At 60.6% G+C, this 20,000-nt stretch carries 21 protein-coding genes and 1 pseudogene; 7 read left to right on the top strand and 15 right to left on the bottom strand.

All coding sequences use genetic code 11. The features are described 5' to 3' along the window. Positions 1 to 15: 15 nt before the first annotated feature. A complete protein-coding gene (locus ACW9HX_RS16575; protein ID WP_457381423.1) occupies positions 16 to 423 on the top strand; it encodes a hypothetical protein in 408 nt (135 codons plus the stop codon). 52 nt (positions 424 to 475) lie between these two features. Here ACW9HX_RS16575 and ACW9HX_RS16570 read toward each other — a convergent pair whose 3' ends face one another. From ACW9HX_RS16570 to ACW9HX_RS16560, 3 genes and pseudogenes are all read right to left on the bottom strand, one after another. Beyond that, positions 476 to 1,051, bottom strand: a complete 576-nt coding sequence (locus ACW9HX_RS16570; protein WP_457381422.1) for a PIN domain-containing protein — start codon at positions 1,049 to 1,051, stop codon at positions 476 to 478. Then, the gene (locus tag ACW9HX_RS16565) at positions 1,048 to 1,515 is read right to left on the bottom strand and encodes a helix-turn-helix domain-containing protein (RefSeq protein WP_457381421.1); all 468 of its coding nucleotides are present in this window, start codon (positions 1,513 to 1,515) and stop codon (positions 1,048 to 1,050) included. The genes ACW9HX_RS16570 and ACW9HX_RS16565 overlap by 4 nt, the downstream gene beginning before the upstream one ends. Positions 1,516 to 1,600: 85 nt before the next feature. Continuing rightward, positions 1,601 to 1,693, bottom strand: a pseudogene (locus ACW9HX_RS16560) (LysR family transcriptional regulator); the annotation flags it as partial. A gap of 102 nt (positions 1,694 to 1,795) precedes the next feature. On the opposite strand from ACW9HX_RS16560, the gene ACW9HX_RS16555 reads away from it, so the two are divergent. Beyond that, a complete protein-coding gene (locus ACW9HX_RS16555; protein WP_085666700.1) occupies positions 1,796 to 2,200 on the top strand; it encodes a type II toxin-antitoxin system HicB family antitoxin in 405 nt (134 codons plus the stop codon). A gap of 46 nt (positions 2,201 to 2,246) precedes the next feature. Here the strand turns inward: ACW9HX_RS16555 and ACW9HX_RS16550 are convergent, their stop codons facing one another. Beyond that, positions 2,247 to 3,434: an MFS transporter gene (locus ACW9HX_RS16550; RefSeq protein WP_457381420.1), complete on the bottom strand. Its 1,188-nt coding sequence runs from the start codon at positions 3,432 to 3,434 to the stop codon at positions 2,247 to 2,249. A 243-nt stretch (positions 3,435 to 3,677) separates the two neighbouring features. Between ACW9HX_RS16550 and ACW9HX_RS16545 the strand changes: the two genes are divergently transcribed. Then, positions 3,678 to 4,298: a DUF5666 domain-containing protein gene (locus tag ACW9HX_RS16545; protein WP_457381419.1), complete on the top strand. Its 621-nt coding sequence runs from the start codon at positions 3,678 to 3,680 to the stop codon at positions 4,296 to 4,298. A 240-nt stretch (positions 4,299 to 4,538) separates the two neighbouring features. Here ACW9HX_RS16545 and ACW9HX_RS16540 read toward each other — a convergent pair whose 3' ends face one another. The 8 genes from ACW9HX_RS16540 to gcl all read right to left on the bottom strand — a co-directional run bounded on the left by ACW9HX_RS16540 (position 4,539) and on the right by gcl (position 14,078). Beyond that, the gene (locus ACW9HX_RS16540) at positions 4,539 to 5,537 is read right to left on the bottom strand and encodes a sulfate ABC transporter substrate-binding protein (RefSeq protein ID WP_457381418.1); all 999 of its coding nucleotides are present in this window, start codon (positions 5,535 to 5,537) and stop codon (positions 4,539 to 4,541) included. A 104-nt stretch (positions 5,538 to 5,641) separates the two neighbouring features. Then, positions 5,642 to 6,466: an ion transporter gene (locus ACW9HX_RS16535; RefSeq protein ID WP_457381417.1), complete on the bottom strand. Its 825-nt coding sequence runs from the start codon at positions 6,464 to 6,466 to the stop codon at positions 5,642 to 5,644. A gap of 21 nt (positions 6,467 to 6,487) precedes the next feature. Beyond that, positions 6,488 to 7,402: an urea transporter gene (locus ACW9HX_RS16530; RefSeq protein WP_457381416.1), complete on the bottom strand. Its 915-nt coding sequence runs from the start codon at positions 7,400 to 7,402 to the stop codon at positions 6,488 to 6,490. 145 nt (positions 7,403 to 7,547) lie between these two features. Continuing rightward, entirely contained in the window at positions 7,548 to 8,963 is a 1,416-nt protein-coding gene (gene pyk / locus ACW9HX_RS16525) for a pyruvate kinase (RefSeq protein ID WP_085666695.1), read from the bottom strand. Continuing rightward, positions 8,960 to 10,234, bottom strand: coding sequence for a glycerate kinase type-2 family protein (locus ACW9HX_RS16520; RefSeq protein ID WP_085605834.1), 1,275 nt, complete (start codon positions 10,232 to 10,234; stop codon positions 8,960 to 8,962). The genes pyk and ACW9HX_RS16520 overlap by 4 nt, the downstream gene beginning before the upstream one ends. Positions 10,235 to 10,390: 156 nt before the next feature. Next, entirely contained in the window at positions 10,391 to 11,284 is an 894-nt protein-coding gene (locus ACW9HX_RS16515; RefSeq protein ID WP_085648499.1) for a 2-hydroxy-3-oxopropionate reductase, read from the bottom strand. 42 nt (positions 11,285 to 11,326) lie between these two features. Then, positions 11,327 to 12,109 carry a hydroxypyruvate isomerase gene (hyi, locus tag ACW9HX_RS16510; protein WP_432218988.1) on the bottom strand — a complete coding sequence of 261 codons (783 nt, stop codon included), beginning with the start codon at positions 12,107 to 12,109 and terminating at the stop codon, positions 11,327 to 11,329. 193 nt (positions 12,110 to 12,302) lie between these two features. Next, positions 12,303 to 14,078 (bottom strand): glyoxylate carboligase, encoded by a 1,776-nt coding sequence (gene gcl / locus ACW9HX_RS16505; protein WP_457381415.1) that lies wholly within the window; start codon positions 14,076 to 14,078, stop codon positions 12,303 to 12,305. Between the two features lie 268 nt (positions 14,079 to 14,346). Between gcl and ACW9HX_RS16500 the strand changes: the two genes are divergently transcribed. After that, positions 14,347 to 14,787 carry a GlcG/HbpS family heme-binding protein gene (locus ACW9HX_RS16500; protein ID WP_230736336.1) on the top strand — a complete coding sequence of 147 codons (441 nt, stop codon included), beginning with the start codon at positions 14,347 to 14,349 and terminating at the stop codon, positions 14,785 to 14,787. Positions 14,788 to 14,986: 199 nt separating this feature from the next. Then, complete coding sequence (locus tag ACW9HX_RS16495) at positions 14,987 to 15,445, top strand: REP-associated tyrosine transposase (protein WP_457381430.1); 459 nt, start codon at positions 14,987 to 14,989, stop codon at positions 15,443 to 15,445. Between the two features lie 108 nt (positions 15,446 to 15,553). Here ACW9HX_RS16495 and ACW9HX_RS16490 read toward each other — a convergent pair whose 3' ends face one another. Next, complete coding sequence (locus ACW9HX_RS16490) at positions 15,554 to 16,159, bottom strand: TetR/AcrR family transcriptional regulator (protein ID WP_096822132.1); 606 nt, start codon at positions 16,157 to 16,159, stop codon at positions 15,554 to 15,556. Positions 16,160 to 16,293: 134 nt separating this feature from the next. On the opposite strand from ACW9HX_RS16490, the gene ACW9HX_RS16485 reads away from it, so the two are divergent. After that, complete coding sequence (locus ACW9HX_RS16485) at positions 16,294 to 17,208, top strand: DUF808 domain-containing protein (RefSeq protein ID WP_457381414.1); 915 nt, start codon at positions 16,294 to 16,296, stop codon at positions 17,206 to 17,208. 64 nt (positions 17,209 to 17,272) lie between these two features. Here the strand turns inward: ACW9HX_RS16485 and ACW9HX_RS16480 are convergent, their stop codons facing one another. Beyond that, entirely contained in the window at positions 17,273 to 18,061 is a 789-nt protein-coding gene (locus tag ACW9HX_RS16480; protein WP_085710534.1) for an MlaA family lipoprotein, read from the bottom strand. Next, on the bottom strand, positions 18,054 to 19,352 hold the full coding sequence (locus tag ACW9HX_RS16475; RefSeq protein WP_457381413.1) for a serine/threonine protein kinase: 1,299 nt from the start codon (positions 19,350 to 19,352) through the stop codon (positions 18,054 to 18,056). The genes ACW9HX_RS16480 and ACW9HX_RS16475 overlap by 8 nt, the downstream gene beginning before the upstream one ends. Before the next feature lie 223 nt (positions 19,353 to 19,575). Here ACW9HX_RS16475 and ACW9HX_RS16470 point away from each other — a divergent pair, with 223 nt between their 5' ends. Beyond that, positions 19,576 to 19,944 carry a hypothetical protein gene (locus ACW9HX_RS16470; protein WP_457381412.1) on the top strand — a complete coding sequence of 123 codons (369 nt, stop codon included), beginning with the start codon at positions 19,576 to 19,578 and terminating at the stop codon, positions 19,942 to 19,944. Positions 19,945 to 20,000 lie beyond the last annotated feature (56 nt).

Below are 20,000 nucleotides of genomic sequence, written 5' to 3'. Positions count from 1 at the left end.
CAGGAAAGCACCGCCATGAACGCCATCGCCCGAATCACAGTCCTCACACTGGCCCTGGGCTTGAGCGCATGTGCGGTGCAACGACCGGAGCCAACCACAAGGCTGCCGCCAATCCCGCCGTCACAACCCAGCCCGACCCCGTCGACCAGTCCGACGCCGGGCAAACCGGGCATCCCGGCCAAACCCGCGAAACCCGCCCCACGCACCTCGGCAAGCTTCGCCCCACCACCGGGCGGCAACAGCCACTGGGACCAGAAGCTGGGCGTATACGTGCTGGATGACCAGCCCAACACCTTCTACCGCCAGCGCACCTACTACCGCTGGAACAACGGTTGGAGCCGCTCGATCAGCCCGAACGGCCCGTGGGAAGAAACCAACATCCACGGTGTACCGGCGGGGCTGGGCAAGCAGTTTGGGGAGTAAAGAAAAACGGCGATCTTTGGATCGCCGTTTTGCTGTCTGGGGTGATGAGTTTTTAAAGGATCGTGTGATAACTGCTGAGTGCCTGGGCCGATTTAATCAGGCCTTGTCGTTGCAGTAGATCAAGAAAGGGTTCGACGTCCATGGCAGGCATTTTCAGCTGCCGACGCTGTTTTTGGGCCGCTGCAACCACTGCTGCCGGATCAAGCCCAAAGAGGTTGTCGACGAACTCGTCCGGATGCTGCGCTTCGATGCCGAAAGGCTCCAGCGATTTGCAGGGAAAGTCTTTCTGGTTGAACGTCACTATCACGCTTGCGCCGCAGCGGATGGCCGCCGCTAGAACATGACGATCATCGCAGTCGGGCAAGGTGAGGCCGGCAATCAGGTCTTCATAGTCATAGACACAGGCGTCGGGTATCGCTTGATCCATCAGGCCAGACGTACGATCCAGCTGTTCCATCGTCAGGTCAGGGCGGTTCTTCAGCAGATTGCGTTTCCATTCGCGGTGAATCTCCAGGGTCCATCGCGCCCGAAATCGTCCGGAGAGGGCAAGCCACATGAGGAAGTCTCTCAAGGGGGCGGGGTACAAGACGCATGCATCGTATACAGCAGTGAAAGAAGAATGCCTCACTCGTATCCTGTCCTTAACGCTTGAGCTTGCTCTGCGAGAAGCGCCATTGCCTGCTCGCTGGCGCTGGTGCGCCGGTTCTTATAGTCCATCAGATCGGCAAAGCGCACACGTCGGTGCTTGCCTGTTTTGTGGTAGGACAACTCGCCGCTTTCCAGCAGTTTTATGAGGTGTGGACGTGAGACGTTGAGCAGGTCCGCGGCTTCCTGGGTGGTCAATTCGGCATGCACCGGTACGACCTGCACCGCGTTGCCGGCTGCCAGCTCCGCCAGAATGTTGATCAACAGGCGCAGGGCCGAGGTGGGCAGTTCGACGCGATGAGCTTCGTTCTTCTCGTCGAAAATCTGGATGTGCTGAGTCTCGAAATGGGTCGCAAGGTAAGCGGCCAGGGCGCGCTGTCCTTCAATGGCGGCTTTGACTTCGCGTTCTACGGGGAGGCTGATGGAGGGATGAATAACGGTCGACATGGCGAGTCCGGCTTTGGGAATGAGTAATGCCGGGAACGTTATTCGAAATAAGCGAAAATCGCAATAAACGAAATGAGTGTGGGTTCTATGGCTTTTTCGCCAACAACCCCTGTACATATTCAACAAACGCCCGCGCCTTGACACTGGCCAGCCTGCCCGTGGGAAACACCGCCGACAGGTAGTCAAAACATCCTGCAAAACAACCAACGTTGTGTCACAACCTTCCGCAGGCTACTAAAGGCATCTCTAGAGTTATTTCAATGGGCGGGGCAATTTCACAATGCAATACCCAATCTGCATCGAGTGGGGCGATGAGAACACCGCCATCGGGATTCAGATCCCCGATATTCCCGGCGCGGTAACGGCCGGGGATACGTTTGAGGATGCCTACAACGCAGCCGTCGAGATTGCCCACATCATGCTGCAGGAGATTGCGGCGGATGGTGATTCGATTCCGATGCCGACCTCGGCGGCCACCCATCGCAACAACCCGGAGTTTGCCGACATGGGTTGGGGCATGCTCGAGCTGGACATCTCGCCGTACATGGGCAAGACCGAGAAGGTGAACGTGACGTTGCCCGGTTATGTCATCCAGCGGATCGACCGCTATGTGCGGGAGCACAATGTCAAAAGCCGTTCATCCTTTCTGGCGGACGCTGCCATGGAAAAACTGGTTCGGCATTGAGCATCGAGCACTGTCGGATCAGTAATCCGACAGTGCTTTCAAGTTTCTAGGCCGTTGCCAACAGACCCTTTTGCGAAACACTCAAAAAACGCACCAGCGCCAGCAGCGGGAATGCGCTGCCGACAATCACGATCCACAACCAGCCGCCATGCTCGTACACCGCGCTCGCCACCGACGAGCCGAAGGCGCCGCCGACGAAGATGCTGGTCATGTACAGCGCATTGAGGCGGCCGCGGCTTTTGGCGTCGAGGGAGTAGACCGCGCGCTGGCCGAGTACCATGTTCATCTGCACGCAGAAATCGAGCACCACGCCGGTCACGGCCAGGCCGATCACGCTGTAGGCCGGGTGGATGAAGGCGGGCAGGAAACTCAGGCTGGCGAACAGCATGGCCAGCAGCGAGGCGACGCGGGTGTGGCCGGCGTCGGCCAGGCGTCCGCTGATCGGGGCGGCAATCGCACCGATGGCGCCGACCAGGGCGAAGATCGCGATTTCACTCTGGGACAGGCCATGGTTGCGCGCCAACTCCAACGGCACGGCGGTCCAGAACAGGCTGAAGGTGGCGAACATGCAGGCCTGGTAGAACGCCCGCTGACGCAGCACCGGTTGCTTGCGCAGCAGTGTCCACAACGATCCGAGCAACTGACCGTACGATGCGCTGTGATCCGGCTGGCGCTTGGGCACGGTCAACGCCAGAACGATGCTGATCGCCGCCATCAACCCTGCCGCGATCATGAACATCGCCCGCCAGCCGAAATGGTCGGCAACCACGCTCGACATTGGCCGCGCCAGCAGAATCCCCAGCAGCAGGCCACCCATGATGCCGCCGACCACACGTCCGCGAGATTCTTCCGGTGCCAGATGCGCCGCCAATGGAATCAGCACCTGCACCGACACCGAGCTGAAACCCACCAGCAACGAAATCAGCAGAAACACGTTGGGTTGATCGGTAAACGCCGCGCCGAGCAGGCTGGCAATCGCCACCAGCGTGGTGATGATCATCAAGCGGCGGTTTTCCAGTAGATCCGCCAGCGGCACCAGGAAGAACAGCCCTAGCGCATAACCGATCTGGGTCAGCGACACGATGAAGCTGGCCATGGTGTCGGTCAGGCCGATGTCCGGCGCAATCAGGCCTATGATCGGCTGGGCGTAGTAGATATTGGCAACGATGGCGCCGCAGCAGAAAGCGAACAGCAGCACCATGCCTCGGGTCATTGCGTGAGTTGTGGCGGTCATAGGGTTTCTCGATCCAGCGAAAAGGAATGCGGTGAGGCTAAGGGACGAGACGGGCGGGCGGTAGAAGCCTTGGATCGATATCAGTTATTCCGTTGCGGAATAGATCGCGTCGAACAATCCGTCGTCCATCGGCGAACCTTGCGTCCGACCGGGGAGGGCTGATGATACATTCACTTACATCTTGTTCGATAGCGTGCTTATGTTGTCATTGGATTTCCACCTGCAAACAACCGGAGGATTGCGATGTTTCGTCAGCTGCTTCGCCACACCACGACTCTTGCATTGATCGGCGTGCTTGGCGCCGGTAGCGTCTACGCCGGCGAAGCCCCGGGGATGCGCATTGGCGTGCGCGGCGAAATCACCGGGGTCAGTTCCGACTCGCTCAAGGTTCACGTCAACAGCGGTGAAAACGTGGTGGTTCAGTTGACCCCGGACACCAGGGTTCGCGCCGTTACCCTGGCCAATATCGAAGATATCAAGCCCGGCAGCTACATCGGCTCGGCAGCCATTCCCCAGGAGGATGGCACGCTCAAGGCGCTGGAGGTTCATGTCTTCCCACCGGAGCTGGCCGGCAGCGGCGATGGCCATCGGCCGTTCGACCTCGCCAAGGGCAGCAGCATGACCAACGGCAGCGTCGGCGATCTGGTGGTGAGCAACGGCCGGGTGCTGACCGTCAACTACAAGGGCGGGCAGCAGAAGATCCTGGTGCCGGAGGACGTGCCGATCGTCAACCTGACGCCGGGCGATCGCAGCCTGCTCAAGGTCGGGGTGAAGATCGTGACCTTCGTGACCCAGAGCGCGGACGGCACATTGACCGCGCAATCGATCTCGGCCGGCAAGGATGGCGTGAAGCCACCGATGTAAAAGCCCCTCACCCTAGCCCTCTCCCAGAGGGAGAGGGGACTGATTGGGGGATGCATGAGAGGTACGCCGACCTGAACGTGCTGTGGTGAATCCATAATCGATAAGGTCTTTCAGGTCGATGTAACTCGCCAGACACCTCGGTAGGCCCCCTCTCCCTCCGGGAGAGGGCTGGGGTGAGGGTAAAGCGGCCACAAAAAAAGGCGACCACTGAGGGTCGCCTTTTTCACGCCAGCCTAAACCTTACTGCCCGCTATAAATCTGGTCGAAGATCCCGCCATCGTTGAAGTGGGTCTTCTGCACGGTGCGCCAGTCGCCGAAGGTCTTCTCGACCGACAAGAAGTCGACTTTCGGGAAGCGGTCGGTGTATTTGGCCAGTACCGCCGGGTCACGTGGTCGCAGGTAGTTGGCGGCCGCGATTTCCTGGCCTTCCGGCGACCACAGGTACTTCAGGTATTCCTCGGCGGCTGCGCGGGAGCCTTTCTTCTCGACGACTTTGTCGACCACCGACACCGGCGGCTCGGCTTCTGCGGAGACGCTTGGGTAGATGACTTCGAACTGGTCGCGGCCGAACTCGCGGGCGATCATTTCGGCTTCGTTTTCGAAGGTCACCAGCACGTCGCCGATCTGGTTGGTCATGAACGTGGTGGTCGCGGCGCGGCCACCGGTGTCCAGCACTGGCGCCTGCTTGAACAGCTTGCCGACGAAGTCCTTGGCCTTGTTCTCGTCACCGCCGTTTTTCAGCACGTAACCCCAGGCCGACAGGTAGGTGTAGCGGCCGTTGCCCGAGGTTTTCGGGTTCGGCACGATTACTTGCACGCCGTCCTTGAGCAGGTCCGGCCAGTCTTTCAGGGCTTTCGGGTTGCCTTTGCGGACGATGAACACGGTGGCCGAGGTGAACGGCGCGCTGTTGTTCGGCAGGCGGGTGACCCAGTCCTTCGGCACCAGTTGGCCGTTGTCCGCCAGGGCGTTGATGTCGGTGGCCATGTTCATGGTGATGACGTCAGCCGGCAGGCCGTCGATCACCGAACGGGCTTGCTTGCTCGAACCGCCGAAAGACATCTGCACGGTGATGTCCTCTTTGTGTTCGGCTTGCCAGTGTTTCTGGAACGCAGTGTTGTAGTCCTTGTAGAAATCGCGCATCACGTCGTAGGAAACGTTGAGCAGGGTCGGTGCGGCCTGAGCCACGCTGCCGAAGGCCAGACCAGCGGCGAGAAGTGAGGCGCCAAAGAGTTTTTTCACTGCGCATTCCTTGTTCTGTGGGGGTGTTTTTACAAAGGTGAGGCCATTTGCCAGCGACTATAGCGGGGCGCGCATAGTCGCTTAAAGATTAAAAAGAACTTTGCTTATTCCATTTTCTTGAACAACGCATTGCCACAACGGGAGCAGAACGACGCTTCCTGTTCATGACTGTTTTTCGTGCACACCGGGCAGTCGTGCTGCAACTGACCACCGCGCATGGCCGTGGCCAGTTCAGCGGTGAAAATCCCGGTCGGCACAGCAATGATCGAATAACCGGTGACCATCACCAGTGACGAAATCACCTGGCCCAGAACAGTCTTGGGCACAATGTCGCCGTAACCCACGGTGGTCAGGGTCACGATAGCCCAATAGATGCCTTTGGGAATGCTGGTGAAACCATGCTCCGGGCCTTCGACCACGTACATCAAGGTGCCGAACACCGTGACCAGGGTGCAGACGCTGAGCAGGAACACGAGGATCTTCTGCTTGCTGCCGCGCAGGGCATCGAGCAGGTAATGCGCCTGTTTCAGGTAGGGGCCGAGCTTGAGCACGCGGAAGATCCGCAGCATCCGGATCACCCGGATGATCAGCAGGTACTGGGCATCGCTGTAATACAGCGCGAGGATGCCGGGCACGATCGCCAGCAAGTCCACCAGCCCGTAGAAACTGAAGGCGTACCGCAACGGCTTGGGCGAACAGTACAGGCGCAGCAGGTACTCGCCCAGGAAGATCACCGTGAAGCCCCATTCGATATACGCCAGCACATTGGCGTAGTTCTGGTGGACGTCGTCGATGCTGTCGAGGATCACCACCACCAGGCTGGCGAGGATGATCAGCAGTAGCGTTTTATCGAAACGGCGCCCGGCCACTGTATCGGTCTGGAAGATGATCACGTACAGGCGATCACGCCACGTGTTGTTGCCGTTCATGCAAATCGCCTTGGCCGTAAATCAGCGCAGCCTAGGTTGATTCTCCCCGTTAGCGCAAGGCGTGGCATTGATCTGCGGTTGGTGCATCAGGCGAATGCCGGTGCGCAGCAGCCAGCAGGCAAGAATGAACGGTGCCGTGAGGGTCGCAAGGCCAAGGGCACTGAACAGCGGCGTCACCAGCAGCGCCAGGCCGATGCCGAACAGCGGTAGCCACGGTTGCTGGCGCTGCGCGCTGAACGCGAGGGCGGCAAGTACCGCGTTGTAGCCACCCAGACCGAGCAGCGCGACCTGACTGTCGTGGTGCAACAGGCTGGAACCCAGACCGATGACCGAAGCCAGCAGCGCCCAGGCGAAGGCCCGGCGATCGGCGATCAGCAAACCGGCAGCGATCAATCCACCGGCCAACGGATGGTCGAGAAACATCACCTGACCAAAGCCTTTCAAAGCGGCACCGAGCAGGTTCACGGTGTTCAGCTCAATTGCCGGAGCCGGCGTCGAAGGCTCGGCGAAACACAGGAACACCCAGCTCAGCAACACGAACGGCGCGGTGTAGGCGGGCAGGTACTCGGTGAGGCGTGCGCGTTTGAGCCACTGCTGCGTGATCATCGCGCTCAGGCCACCGGCCGCCAGAATCAGCGGCGGCAGCATCGGCGACCAGGGGAAATACAGGCTCAGCAACAAACCGACCAGGACGCCGTTGTAGCTGAACAGGCCGGCCTGGCGATCCGCCTTGGCGTAGTTGCGCCGTTGCGCGGTGAGCAAACCGGCGACCGCACCGAGCAGCGCGCCGGCGAACAGCACCGGCGCGGTGAATAAAATGGCCAAAAGGCACAGCAGGCCACACAGCGGATGGCGCTGGAGGAAGATTTGACTGAAGCCGTTGAGCAAGGCCTCGGCCCAGTCGGGGCAGTGGGTGTTGAAATGGTTGGCAGGCATGTCTGGAGAATCTGGGCAGTGGGAAAATCAAAAGGTCTTGCTTGAAGCGGTGGCGAGGGAGCTCATGCCCGGTGAATGCGGTGTCTCTTGTGGAAACCGTCATGCCGAGCGACGGGAGCACGCTCCCTCGCCACACAGGTGTTGCTTAAATCAATGTTTCGATCCGCAGCGAATTAGTCGACCCCGGCTGCCCAAACGGCACACCCGCGGTGATCAGCAACGTATCGCCACGCTCGGCCATTCCTTGAGCCTGAGCGATTTCCAGCGCGGTCGAGCACACCTCATCCACCTGACGCAGGCGATCATTGACCACCGAGTGAATGCCCCACGCCACGCTCAAGCGGCGGGCGGTCTGCAGGTTCGGCGTCAGGTTGAGGATCGGCGCTTTCGGGCGCTCCCGCGCCGCACGCAGACTCGATGCACCGGACTCGCTGTAATTGACCAGCACCGCCACCGGCAGCACGTTGCTGATCCGGCGAATGGCGCAGCTGATCGCATCGGACACGGTCGCCTCGGCTTTCGGCCGGCTGACGTCGAGTTGGGTCTGGTAGTCCGGACCGTTTTCGACCTGACGGATGATCTTGCTCATCATCTGCACCGCTTCCAGCGGGTATTCGCCGGACGCGGTCTCTGCCGACAGCATCACCGCATCGGCACCTTCGGCCACGGCGTTGGCCACGTCGGTGACTTCGGCGCGGGTCGGCGCCGGGGAGAAGCGCATCGACTCCAGCATCTGCGTCGCCACCACCACCGGTTTGCCGAGCTGGCGGCAGGTGGTGATGATGTTTTTCTGGATCTGCGGCACGCTTTCGGCCGGCACTTCCACACCCAGGTCACCGCGAGCCACCATGATCGCGTCGCTCAATTCGGCGATCTCGCGCAGTTGCTCGACGGCTGATGGCTTCTCGATTTTCGCCATCAGGAACGCCTTGTCGCCGATCAGCGCGCGCGCTTCGAGAATGTCTTGCGGACGCTGCACGAACGACAGCGCCACCCAGTCCACACCCAGCTCCAGACCGAAGCTCAGGTCGCGGCGATCCTTGGTGGTCAGCGGGCTCAGGTCTAGCACCGCTTGCGGCACGTTCACGCCTTTGCGATCCGACAGTTCGCCGCCGTTGAGCACGGTGGTGTCGATCGCATCGGTGTATTTAGTCACGACCCGCAGGCGCAGTTTGCCGTCATCGAGCAGCAGATCCATCCCGGCTTCCAGCGCGGCGATGATCTCTGGATGCGGCAGGTTCACCCGGCGTTCGTCGCCCGGTGTCGCGTCCAGATCGAGGCGGAACGCCTGGCCGCGATGCAACTGAACCTTGCCGTCAGCAAACTTGCCGACCCGCAGTTTTGGCCCTTGCAGGTCCATCAGGATGCCGAGCGGGTAGTTGAGCTGGCGCTCGACTTCGCGGATCCACTGATAGCGCTTGGCGTGGTCGGCATGATCGCCGTGGCTGAAGTTGAGGCGGAAGATATTGACCCCGGCCTCGACCAGCTCGCGGATGTCTTCGATGCCGTCGACGGCAGGCCCGAGGGTGGCGAGGATTTTGACCTTTTTATCAGGCGTCATGATTTAGAGCTCTCGAGGATCAGGATGGCGCGGAAGTCGTTGACGTTGGTGCGGGTCGGCTCGGTGACGATCAGCGCATCGAGCGCCTCGAAGTAGCCGTAACCGTTGTTGTTATCCAGCTCGTCGCTGGCGCTCAGGCCCAGGGCGGCGGCGCGGGCGTAGCTGTCCGGGGTCATGATCGCGCCGGCGTTGTCCTCCGAGCCGTCGATGCCGTCGGTGTCACCGGCCAGCGCATAGACGCCGGGCTGGCCCTTGAGGCTGTCGGTGAGGCTGAGGAGGAATTCGGCGTTGCGTCCGCCACGGCCATTGCCGCGCACGGTCACGGTGGTTTCGCCGCCGGAGAGAATCACGCACGGCGCTGCCAGCGGCTGGCCGTGATGAATGATCTGGCGGGCGATGCCGGCGTGGACTTTCGCCACTTCGCGGGATTCGCCTTCCAGGTCGCCGAGGATCAGCGTGCTGAAACCGGCCTGACGGCATTTCACCGCCGCCGCATCCAGCGATTGCTGAGGGCGGGCGATCAACTGGAAGTGACTGCGGGCCAGGCTCGGATCGCCGGGTTTGACGGTTTCCGATTCCGGGCTTTGCAGCCAGGTGCGCACGGAGGCCGGAATCTCGATGCCGTAGCGCTTGATGATCGCCAGCGCTTCGGCGCTGGTGCTCGGGTCGGCCACGGTCGGGCCGGAGGCGATGACCGTGGCGAGGTCGCCCGGTACATCGGAAATCGCGTAGGTATAAACAGTGGCCGGCCAGCAGGCCTTGCCCAGGCGGCCGCCTTTGATCGCCGAGAGGTGCTTGCGCACGCAGTTCATCTCGCCGATGGTCGCGCCGGATTTGAGCAGGGCTTTGTTGATCGACTGCTTGTCGGCCAGGGTGATGCCTTCGGCCGGCAACGCCAGCAGGGCAGAGCCGCCGCCGGACAGCAGGAAAATCACGCGATCGTCTTCGGTCAGGTTGCTGACCAGTTCCAGCACGCGCTTGGCCACGGCCAGACCGGCAGCGTCCGGCACCGGATGCGCGGCTTCGACCACTTCGATTTTTTCGCACGGGGCGCCGTGACCGTAGCGAGTCACCACGAGGCCCGAGACTTCACCTTCCCAGCAGCGCTCGACCACTTGGGCCATGGCAGCGGCAGCTTTGCCGGCGCCGATGACGATCACGCGACCTGTGCGATCGGCAGGCAGATGGGCTTCGAGGACCTGGTTCGGATGGGCCGCGTCGATGGCTGTGGCAAACAGCTCGCGCAGCAGTTGTTGCGGATCGACCGACATGGCGGGCTCCCGGAATTCTTGTTATTCGAAAGGGCAACTCAGATCCATTGTGGGAGCGGGCTTGCTCGCGAACGCGGTGGGTCAGTCAATCTCCATGTCGACTGACACGCCCTCTTCGCGAGCAAGCCCGCTCCCACATGGAAAGCGGGGCAGGGCTTACTTCTTGTCGCGAATCGAGAAGTTGGCCATGTGTTCCAGGCCCTTGATCAGCGCCGAGTGGTCCCAGTTGCTGCCACCGATGGCCGCGCAGGTGCTGAACACTTGCTGGGCGTTGGCGGTGTTCGGCAGGTTGATGTTCAGCTCCTTGGCGCCTTGCAGGGCCAGGTTCAGGTCCTTTTGGTGCAGGCTGATACGGAAGCCCGGATCGAAGGTGCCTTTGATCATGCGCTCGCCATGTACTTCGAGGATCTTCGAGGAGGCGAAACCACCCATCAGCGCTTCACGCACCTTGGCTGGATCGGCGCCGTTTTTCGAAGCGAACAGCAGGGCTTCGGCGACAGCCTGAATGTTCAGGGCAACGATGATCTGGTTCGCAACCTTGGCGGTCTGACCGTCGCCATTGCCACCGACCAGGGTGATGTTCTTGCCCATGGCCTGGAACAGCGGCAGTGCGCGTTCGAAGGCATCGGCGTCGCCACCGACCATGATGCTCAGGGTCGCAGCCTTGGCACCGACTTCGCCACCGGACACCGGAGCGTCGAGGTATTGCGCGCCTTTCTCGTTGATCTTCGCCGCGAAAGCCTTGGTGGCGGTTGGCGAGATCGAGCTCATGTCGATCACGACCTTGCCTTTGCCGATGCCGGCCGCGACGCCATCGGCGCGGAACAGCACGTCATCGACCTGCGGGGTATCCGGCACCATGACGATGATGAATTCAGCTTCCTGGGCCACTTCTTTCGGGTTGGCCAGGGCGACGGCGCCAGCGGCGACCAGATCGGCAGGGGCGGCGTCGTGGTGCGCCGACAGGAACAGGCTGTGACCGGCTTTCTGCAGGTTCGCCGCCATTGGGTGGCCCATGATGCCGGTGCCGATGAATCCGATTTTAGCCATGAGAAAATCCTCTTGTTTTTGTCTTGCTCAAGCAAATAAGGGTCAGATCGCGTTGTGGCTCTTCAGCCAGCCGAGGCCCGCTTCAGTGGTGGTCAGCGGCTTGTACTCGCAGCCGACCCAGCCCTGATAACCGATGCGATCCAGGTGTTCGAACAGGAAGCGGTAGTTGATCTCGCCAGTACCCGGCTCGTTGCGGCCCGGGTTGTCGGCGAGCTGCACATGGTTGATCTCGCCCAGGTGCGATTGCAGGGTGCGGGCCAGATCGCCTTCCATGATTTGCATGTGATAGATGTCGTATTGCAGGAACAGATTGGCGCTGCCGACCTGCTCGCGAATCGACAGGGCCTGCGCCGTGTTGTTCAGGTAGAAGCCCGGGATGTCGCGGGTGTTGATCGCTTCCATCACCAGTTTGATGCCGACGGCTTGCAGCTTCTCGGCGGCGTACTTGAGGTTGGCGACGAAGGTCTTTTCAACGGTGGCATCGTCCACGCCCTGCGGACGAATACCGGCCAGGCAGTTGACCTGGGTGTTGCCCAGCACCTGTGCGTAAGCGATGGCCAGATCGACCCCGGCGCGGAACTCTTCGACCCGGTCCGGCAGGCACGCGATACCGCGCTCGCCCTTGGCCCAGTCACCGGCCGGCAGGTTGAACAGCACTTGGGTCAGACCGTTGGCGTCGAGTTTGGCCTTGATTTCGGCAGAGCTGAAATCGTACGGGAACAGGTACTCGACACCGCTGAAGCCAGCCTTGGCGGCGGCGTCGAAACGGGCAAGGAAATCCTGTTCGGTGAACAGCATGGACAGGTTGGCTGCGAAACGCGGCATGGTGGTCTCCTAAAAACGGATTTGACACGGTTGGTCAGACTGAACTCGATCAGTCCCCTCTCCTCGGGGAGAGGGTTAGGGTGAGGGGGAATCTTGAATCTGATCCCGATTTTGCGAGCACTGCAAAACCTTTCCCTCACCCCAGCCCTCCCGAAACGTCGTACCGCCCAGAGGGAGAGGGGGCTAAAAGCAATCAGTCGAGCAACGAAATCGCCGTAGGCGCATCGTTGCCGACCAGCGCCAGGTCTTCGAATTCGTTGACGGCGTTGATCTCGGTGCCCATGGAGATGTTGGTCACACGCTCCAGAATGATCTCGACGATCACCGGCACCTTGAACTCTTCGATCATCTGTTCGGCCTTGCGCAGGGCAGGGGCGATTTCAGACGGTTCGAACACACGCAGTGCCTTGCAGCCCAGGCCTTCGGCGACTGCGATGTGGTCGACACCGTAACCATTGAGTTCCGGCGCGTTCAGGTTATCGAAGGACAGCTGCACGCAGTAGTCCATTTCGAACCCGCGCTGGGCCTGACGGATCAGCCCCAGGTACGAGTTGTTCACCACGACGTGGATGTACGGCAGGTTGAACTGAGCGCCGACCGCCAGTTCTTCGATCATGAACTGGAAGTCATAGTCCCCCGACAGGGCCACGACTTTACGGTTCGGATCGGCCTTCACCACGCCCAGCGCTGCCGGAATGGTCCAGCCCAACGGGCCGGCCTGGCCGCAGTTGATCCAGTGACGCGGCTTGTAGACGTGCAGGAACTGCGCGCCGGCAATCTGCGACAGACCAATGGTGCTGACGTAGCAGGTGTCCTTGCCGAACACCTGGTTCATCTCTTCGTAAACGCGCTGCGGCTTGACCGGCACGTTGTCGAAGTGGGTCTTGCGTTGCAGGCTGGACTTGCGCTGCTGGCAGTCCTGCAGCCATGCACTGCGGTTTTTCAGTTTGCCGGCGGCTTGCCATTCACGGGCGACTTCGATGAACACGGTCAGCGCGGCGGCAGCGTCGGAAACGATGCCCAGGTCCGGTGTGAACACGCGGCCGATCTGGGTGCCTTCGATATCGACGTGAATGAACTTGCGACCTTCGGTGTAGACGTCGACCGAACCGGTGTGACGGTTGGCCCAACGGTTACCGATGCCCAACACCACGTCGGATTTCAGCAGCGTGGCGTTGCCGTAACGGTGCGAAGTCTGCAGACCGACCATGCCGACCATCAACGGGTGATCGTCCGGAATGGTGCCCCAGCCCATCAGGGTCGGGATCACTGGAATGCCGGTCAGCTCCGCGAACTCCACCAGCAGATCGCTGGCGTCGGCGTTGATGATGCCGCCACCGGCCACCAGCAATGGACGCTCGGCCTGATCCAGCAGGGCCAAAGCCTTCTCGACCTGAACGCGGGTAGCGGACGGCTTGGCCAACGGCAGCGGCTGGTACGCGTCGATGTCGAATTCGATTTCGGCCATCTGCACGTCGAACGGCAGATCGATCAGCACCGGGCCCGGACGGCCGGAGCGCATTTCGTAGAAAGCTTTCTGGAACGCGTAAGGCACTTGGCCCGGCTCCAGAACAGTGGTCGCCCACTTGGTCACTGGCTTGACGATGCTGGTGATGTCGACGGCCTGGAAGTCTTCCTTGTGCATACGGGCGCGGGGTGCTTGCCCTGTGATGCAGAGGATTGGAATCGAGTCCGCGGAGGCGCTGTACAGACCGGTGACCATGTCGGTACCGGCTGGGCCGGAAGTGCCGATGCACACGCCGATGTTGCCGGCCTTGGTGCGGGTGTAACCCTCGGCCATGTGCGAGGCGCCTTCAACGTGGCGAGCGAGGACGTGATCGATGCCACCGACTTTCTGCAGGGCGGAATACAGCGGGTTGATTGCAGCGCCCGGAATGCCAAAAGCGGTATCAACCCCTTCACGGCGCATCACCAGAACGGCGGCTTCGATTGCTCTCATTTTGCTCATGGTTTTGTGCCTCTTTACGTTTTGTAATTGTATACAAGTGGCTTTGCGCAGAGTGTATTCACGGCGGACGGCGCAGGTCAATCCATTTTCTCAAGCGGCTGTTTCATTCGTCGGAAGCCGTTTCTACTGTGGCTTTTCGTCGCATGAAGCGCTTTTCGAGAATTATTGTATACAAAAAAATAATTCATTGTGTTCTATTTGTTGCATCGGGCTGCGGCAGAAAAGCGCAGCCCAACGGCTTTCCCAATAACAAAATGAGGACGGCACCATGAGCGCTTTAACCTTGAAAGTCGCAGTCAACCTGGTCAACGAAGCCATCAGCGCAGGGCGGGCGATCTCCGCCGCGCCGTTGACCATTGCAGTACTGGATACCGGCGGCCACCTGGTCACCTTGCAACGCGAAGACGGCGCCAGCCTGCTGCGCCCGAACATCGCCATCGGCAAAGCCTGGGGCGCCATCGCCCTGGGCAAGGGCTCACGCCTGCTGGCGCTGGACGCACAACAACGCCCGGCGTTCATCGCCGCACTCAACAGCATGGGGCAGGGCAGCGTCGTGCCGGCACCGGGCGGCGTGTTGATCCGTGATCAGGCGGGCAACGTGCTGGGAGCGATCGGCATCAGCGGCGATCTGTCGGATATCGATGAGCAGGTGGCGATCAAGGCCGTGGAGGCCCTGGATCTGCGGGCGGATGCGGGGGTGGCAGCTTGATATTCGGCGTTTGAATTGACGTTGTCGCGAGCAGGCCCACGATTGACCTCATTTGTACTGAAGGAACTCGGTCGAATGTGGGAGCGGGCTTGCTCGCGAAGGCGATTTTCCAGACACATCCAGCTAAAAATCTTGCCTCCAGTATTCAATGCTTCGGGCTAGTCTTTTCATGAAGTCAATCATGAGAAAAGGCAAAGGAATGCCGGAACTGTCTGCATCGCACCGACTGAGAGTCGGACGTTTTAGCGAACAAAATCACATCTATCTCCTTACAGCCAATACTCATAAACGCGAACCCGTCTTCAAGGATTACGCCCTGGGAAGACTCGTTGTTCATCAGTTCAGGCATGCACAAGAGACGGGGTTTGTCGATTCACTGGCCTGGGTCGTTATGCCAGATCACTTCCACTGGCTGGTGCAATTGCAGAAAGGATCACTGGGGCAGTTGATGTGCCAGGTCAAATCCTTGAGTGCCAGATCAGTCAATTCAGCGACTGGCAGGACGGGCAGCCTGTGGCAGCCAAGCTTCCATGATCATTCGCTTCGGCAGGAGGAAAGTCTGGTTAGAGTGGCGCGGTATGTTGTGGCCAACCCGTTGCGGGCTGGACTGGTGGAAAAGCTTGGTGACTATCCGCTGTGGGATGCGATCTGGGTCTGACCGTGAGACCGAGTTGCTGCATTCGCGAGCAAGCCCGCTCCCACACTTGATTTGTGGTGCTCATGGATCAAATGTGGGGCTTGCTCGCGAAGCATTCAACGCGGTCTATCAGTCCGGCTCACAGCCCTTGAGCACCAACCGGATGATGGTTTGCGCAGCCGCCTCGTAATCCGCTTCGTCGAGCTTTTCCTTGCCGGTCACGGCGGAGATCTGCCAGTCGAAGTCGGCGTAGGTCTGGGTCGCTGCCCAGATGCTGAACATCAGGTGGTTGGGGTCGATCGGGGCGATCTGGCCGCGGTCGATCCAGCTCTGGATGCAGTCGATGTTGTGCTTGGCCTGGCTGTTCAACTGCTCGACCAGGTCGGCGCTCAGGTGCGGGGCACCGTGCATGATTTCGCTGGCGAACACCTTCGAGGCAAACGGCAGGTCGCGGGAGATGCGGATCTTCGAGCGGATGTAGCCGCTCAGCACTTCGCTCGGCACGCCGTCCGGGTTGAACGGGGTCGAGGCCTGCAGGATCGGCACGATGATGCTTTCAAGCACCTCGCGGTAGAGGTTTTCCTTGGACTTGAAGTAGTAGTAGACGTTGGGCTTGGGCAATCCCGCCTTGGCGGCGATGTCGCTGGTTTTGGTCGCAGCGAAGCCCTTGTCGGCAAACTCCTCACTGGCGGCACGCAGGATCAGTTCTTTGTTGCGCTCGCGGATTGTGCTCATAAACCCGGTGGTTCCTTGCCTGTACTGGCGGTTGCGCATGGTAGCACCGGCCTCGCGCGGCGCTCAACAATGCCCCGTGTGGTCGGCAGTCGCGGTATGCTGCGCGGCATTATTCACATAAGGAAACAAGATTCATGGCAGGAAGCAGTTTGCTGGTGCTGATCGACGACATCGCCACCGTTCTGGACGATGTAGCGTTGATGAGCAAAATGGCCGCCAAGAAGACCGCCGGGGTACTCGGCGATGACCTGGCGCTCAATGCCCAGCAGGTCTCGGGCGTGCGCGCCGAGCGGGAAATTCCCGTGGTATGGGCGGTGGCCAAGGGCTCGTTCGTCAACAAGCTGATTTTGGTGCCCTCGGCGCTGGCCATCAGTGCCTTTGTGCCGTGGCTGGTGACGCCGCTGTTGATGGTCGGCGGCGCGTACCTGTGCTTCGAGGGCTTCGAGAAACTTGCCCATCCGCTGCTGCACGGCAAGGATGAAGATCAGGCCGAGCATGCGCAGTTGACCGAAGCGGTGGCCGATCCTGCGACCGATCTGGTGGCCTACGAGAAGGACAAGATCAAAGGCGCGATCCGCACCGACTTCATCCTTTCGGCGGAAATCATCGCCATCACCCTCGGCACCGTGGCCGAGGCTTCGCTGACCCAGCAAGTGATCGTGATGTCGGGCATCGCTGTCGTCATGACCGTGGGCGTTTATGGCCTGGTGGCCGGTATCGTCAAGCTCGATGACCTCGGCCTGTGGCTGACCCAGAAGCCCGGCGCTGCGGCGAAACGCATCGGCAACGCGATCCTGCGCGCCGCGCCGTACATGATGAAAGGCCTGTCGGTGATCGGCACGGCGGCGATGTTCCTGGTCGGCGGCGGCATCCTGACTCACGGCGTACCGGTGGTGCATGACTGGATCGCAAGCGTTGCCGCTGCGGCGGGCAGCGCAGGATTTGCAGTACCTGTGTTGCTCAACGGTGTGGCGGGGGTAGTTGCGGGGGCGGTGGTGCTGGCTGTTGTATCGGTCGTCGGGAAGATCTGGAAAGCCCTGAAGGGTTGATCTTCTGCTCAATAAAAAAGGCCATTCGATTTGCATCGAATGGCCTTTTTTGTGGCTGCCGGTTTTATTCGGCGATCTGCAGCTTGCGCGATTCGGTGTACACGTAGCGCACCTTCTCGTACTCGAACGGCGAGTTCATCTGGCCGTAGCGGAAGCGGGTCTGGTAGCGCTTGTCGACTGCACGCAGCGCCCAGATTTCCGGGTGGTTTTCGCTGACTTTCGACACGTTCAGGTAGTTGATCGCCGATTCGGCGGTGTAGTCCACGGCGAGGCCGGCGGTATCGCGGATGTTCGACGGGCCGAGGATCGGCAGTACGAAGTACGCGCCGCCCGGTACACCGTAGAAGCCCAGGGTCTGGCCGAAGTCTTCGTTCTGGCGCGGCAGGCCCATGGCGGTGGCCGGGTCCCACAGGCCGGCGATGCCGATGGTGGTGTTGAGCAGCAGGCGCGCGGTGGTTTCCATCGAACGCTTGCCTTTGAACTGCAACAGGCTGTTGACCAGGTTCGGCACGTCGCCGAGGTTGTTGAAGAAGTTGCTCACGCCGGAACGCACGAAACCGGGCGTGACGTAGCGATAGCCGTCGACCACCGGCAGGAACACCCATTGGTCGAAGCGGTAGTTGAAGTGGTAGACCCGACGGTTCCACGATTCCAGCGGGTCATACACGTTCAGTGCGTTGAGCGTCGAGCGCTCGAATTCGCGCTGGTCCAGCCCCGGGTTGAACTTGAGTTTGGACAGCGGCTCCTTGAAGCCGTCACTGTCGACCACTACCGGTGCATTGGCTTTGCTGTTGTCGGCCTGGGCCACGCCTGCACAGAGTAACGCTGCAAACAGCAGGAGATATTTAGCCACGGAAGAACTCCAGCATGGCGTCGCTGTTGACGCGGTAGTTAAGGTTGCCGCAATGGCCACCCAGTGGATAAACCGTCAGGCGATCGCCGAAGGTCTTGCGCAGGAAACCAAGGTCGCCAGGGCCGAGAATCACGTCGTCGGCGTTGTGCATCACGGCGATTTTCGGGCTGTCGTGCAGGTAATCCTTGAGGGCGTACAGGCTGACCTGATCGATCAGTTGCAGCAGGCTGCCGCCGTCGGTGCGGGCGCGCCACATCGGGATCACCTGTTCGGTCAGGTAGCAGTCGAAGTCGCATTGCAGCGCACGCTTGAGGAACGGCGTGAGGCTGGTGCCTTCGGTGATCGGGAATTTCGGCGGGGTGATCAGGCCGCGACGGTTGATCAGGTCCGAGGTGAAGGCGATGTCCGCCGCCGAGAAGCGGAACGAAGTGCCGATCAACATCGCCATCTGCTCGTTGCTCAGGTGCTGCTTGGACTGCTGGAAGTCATAGAGCAGCGCGTCGTTGAGGTCGATGTAGCCTTTCTGCTGGAAGTAACGGGTCAGCTTGGCCAGCACCAGTTCATAGAACGTGGTGCTGTTGTTGATGCCCTTGACCTCTGTTTGAACCAACTTGTCGAGGTTGGTGATCGAGGTGTACAGGTTGACCGGCGGATTCAGCAGCAGGACTTTCTTGAAGTTGAAGCTGCGGCGGGTTTCGTCCAGGTGGGCGACAAACGCCGCGTCCAGTGCGCCGAGGCTGTAGCCGCTGAGGTAATAGTCGGTGACCGGCACTTTCGGGTTTTGCGCACGCACGGCCTGCATCACCCGGTACATGTCTTCGGCGTCTTCCTTGGTCACGCCGGGGGTGGCGAAACGCGAGGCGGCGCTCATGAAGTCGAAACTGGTCGGGGAGGACAGCTGCACCACGTGGTAGCCGGCCTTGTAGTAGAGCTTTTTCAGGTATTCGTTGAGGCTGCTGTCATAGCGCGCGCCGGTACCGGCAATCAGGAAGATCAGCGGGGCGGCCTTGTCCTGGGTGGCGATGCGATAAGTCAGCTTTTTCACTGCCCAGAAGTTGTCCGGCAGGATGAATTCGCGTTCAGGGCGCAGGGTGACGCTGCGGTCGGTCTGATTGATGTCGTCGTCCGACGGCAAGTCCGGACGCAGTTCCGGTGGCGTGGTGGCGATGGTCGCTTCGAACGGGTTGGTCAGGGGATAGCCATAACTGGCGGCGTCTATATCCACCGCCAGCGCGGACGCACTCAGAATAAGGCCGCCAAACAGGGCGGCGAAGCGCAAGGATCGGAGCATGACTAAATCCCTTAGAGGAAGGTGCCGAATGAGGTTCGCAGGCTATGACCACTGGGGTTGCGTCAAAGTGCCATGCAGCGGCAGCAAACTGACGGAATTCGGGGTAATAGTAGCCGGACGATACACTTTGCACGGATCGAATGACCAGTTAAGAGTTGTTAGTCCTTGCGTATGCGCGGCGGCAGATTAAGCTGGCCGCCGATTTCATCGATTGGAGTGCTCCATGTCCCGCCGCTTGCCCGTGATTCTGCTGCTCGTTCTGTTGCCGTTGTGGCTGGCCGCCAGTTATGGCGCGCGTTATGGCTTCATGGAGGATGCGCAGTGGGTAGGCATCTGCGTTGATCAGGCGAGCCGTTGGGAATGCTCGGTGCGCTCGAACCTGGGCCTGATGATTCATTTCCAGATGCTGGGCTGGGCGGCGGTCGCTGCCGCAGTGATCGGTTTTGTCGTGCCGGGACGGGCAGGGTGGTGGCTGGCGGTGCTGGCGCTGGTGTTCGGATTCCCGGCGTTGGCGTTGTACAACACCACGCTGGCGGTGTTTGCGGTGGTGATTGCCGGGTTGCGGCTGGTCAGAGAATCTCGCAGCGTCTGACAGTCAGCCATCGCTGGCAAGCCAGCTCCCACACTTGATCTATGCAGACACAGAAC

The sequence above is a fragment of the Pseudomonas sp. SDO52101_S400 genome, from assembly GCF_054071635.1.
The sequence above is the reverse complement of the archived record's forward strand: the minus strand, read 5'-3'. Positions and strand labels throughout refer to the sequence as shown.

Excerpts from the sequence above, each read along its gene's own strand:
- ACW9HX_RS16575 (WP_457381423.1), top strand. The coding sequence starts at position 16 with ATGAACGCCATCGCCCGAATCACAGTCCTCACACTGGCCCTGGGCTTG.
- ACW9HX_RS16565 (WP_457381421.1), bottom strand. The coding sequence starts at position 1,515 with ATGTCGACCGTTATTCATCCCTCCATCAGCCTCCCCGTAGAACGCGAA.
- ACW9HX_RS16555 (WP_085666700.1), top strand. The coding sequence starts at position 1,796 with ATGCAATACCCAATCTGCATCGAGTGGGGCGATGAGAACACCGCCATC.
- ACW9HX_RS16550 (WP_457381420.1), bottom strand. The coding sequence starts at position 3,434 with ATGACCGCCACAACTCACGCAATGACCCGAGGCATGGTGCTGCTGTTC.
- ACW9HX_RS16545 (WP_457381419.1), top strand. The coding sequence starts at position 3,678 with ATGTTTCGTCAGCTGCTTCGCCACACCACGACTCTTGCATTGATCGGC.
- ACW9HX_RS16535 (WP_457381417.1), bottom strand. The coding sequence starts at position 6,466 with ATGAACGGCAACAACACGTGGCGTGATCGCCTGTACGTGATCATCTTC.
- ACW9HX_RS16530 (WP_457381416.1), bottom strand. The coding sequence starts at position 7,402 with ATGCCTGCCAACCATTTCAACACCCACTGCCCCGACTGGGCCGAGGCC.
- pyk (WP_085666695.1), bottom strand. The coding sequence starts at position 8,963 with ATGACGCCTGATAAAAAGGTCAAAATCCTCGCCACCCTCGGGCCTGCC.
- ACW9HX_RS16520 (WP_085605834.1), bottom strand. The coding sequence starts at position 10,234 with ATGTCGGTCGATCCGCAACAACTGCTGCGCGAGCTGTTTGCCACAGCC.
- ACW9HX_RS16515 (WP_085648499.1), bottom strand. The coding sequence starts at position 11,284 with ATGGCTAAAATCGGATTCATCGGCACCGGCATCATGGGCCACCCAATG.
- hyi (WP_432218988.1), bottom strand. The coding sequence starts at position 12,109 with ATGCCGCGTTTCGCAGCCAACCTGTCCATGCTGTTCACCGAACAGGAT.
- gcl (WP_457381415.1), bottom strand. The coding sequence starts at position 14,078 with ATGAGCAAAATGAGAGCAATCGAAGCCGCCGTTCTGGTGATGCGCCGT.
- ACW9HX_RS16500 (WP_230736336.1), top strand. The coding sequence starts at position 14,347 with ATGAGCGCTTTAACCTTGAAAGTCGCAGTCAACCTGGTCAACGAAGCC.
- ACW9HX_RS16495 (WP_457381430.1), top strand. The coding sequence starts at position 14,987 with ATGCCGGAACTGTCTGCATCGCACCGACTGAGAGTCGGACGTTTTAGC.
- ACW9HX_RS16490 (WP_096822132.1), bottom strand. The coding sequence starts at position 16,159 with ATGAGCACAATCCGCGAGCGCAACAAAGAACTGATCCTGCGTGCCGCC.
- ACW9HX_RS16485 (WP_457381414.1), top strand. The coding sequence starts at position 16,294 with ATGGCAGGAAGCAGTTTGCTGGTGCTGATCGACGACATCGCCACCGTT.
- ACW9HX_RS16475 (WP_457381413.1), bottom strand. The coding sequence starts at position 19,352 with ATGCTCCGATCCTTGCGCTTCGCCGCCCTGTTTGGCGGCCTTATTCTG.
- ACW9HX_RS16470 (WP_457381412.1), top strand. The coding sequence starts at position 19,576 with ATGTCCCGCCGCTTGCCCGTGATTCTGCTGCTCGTTCTGTTGCCGTTG.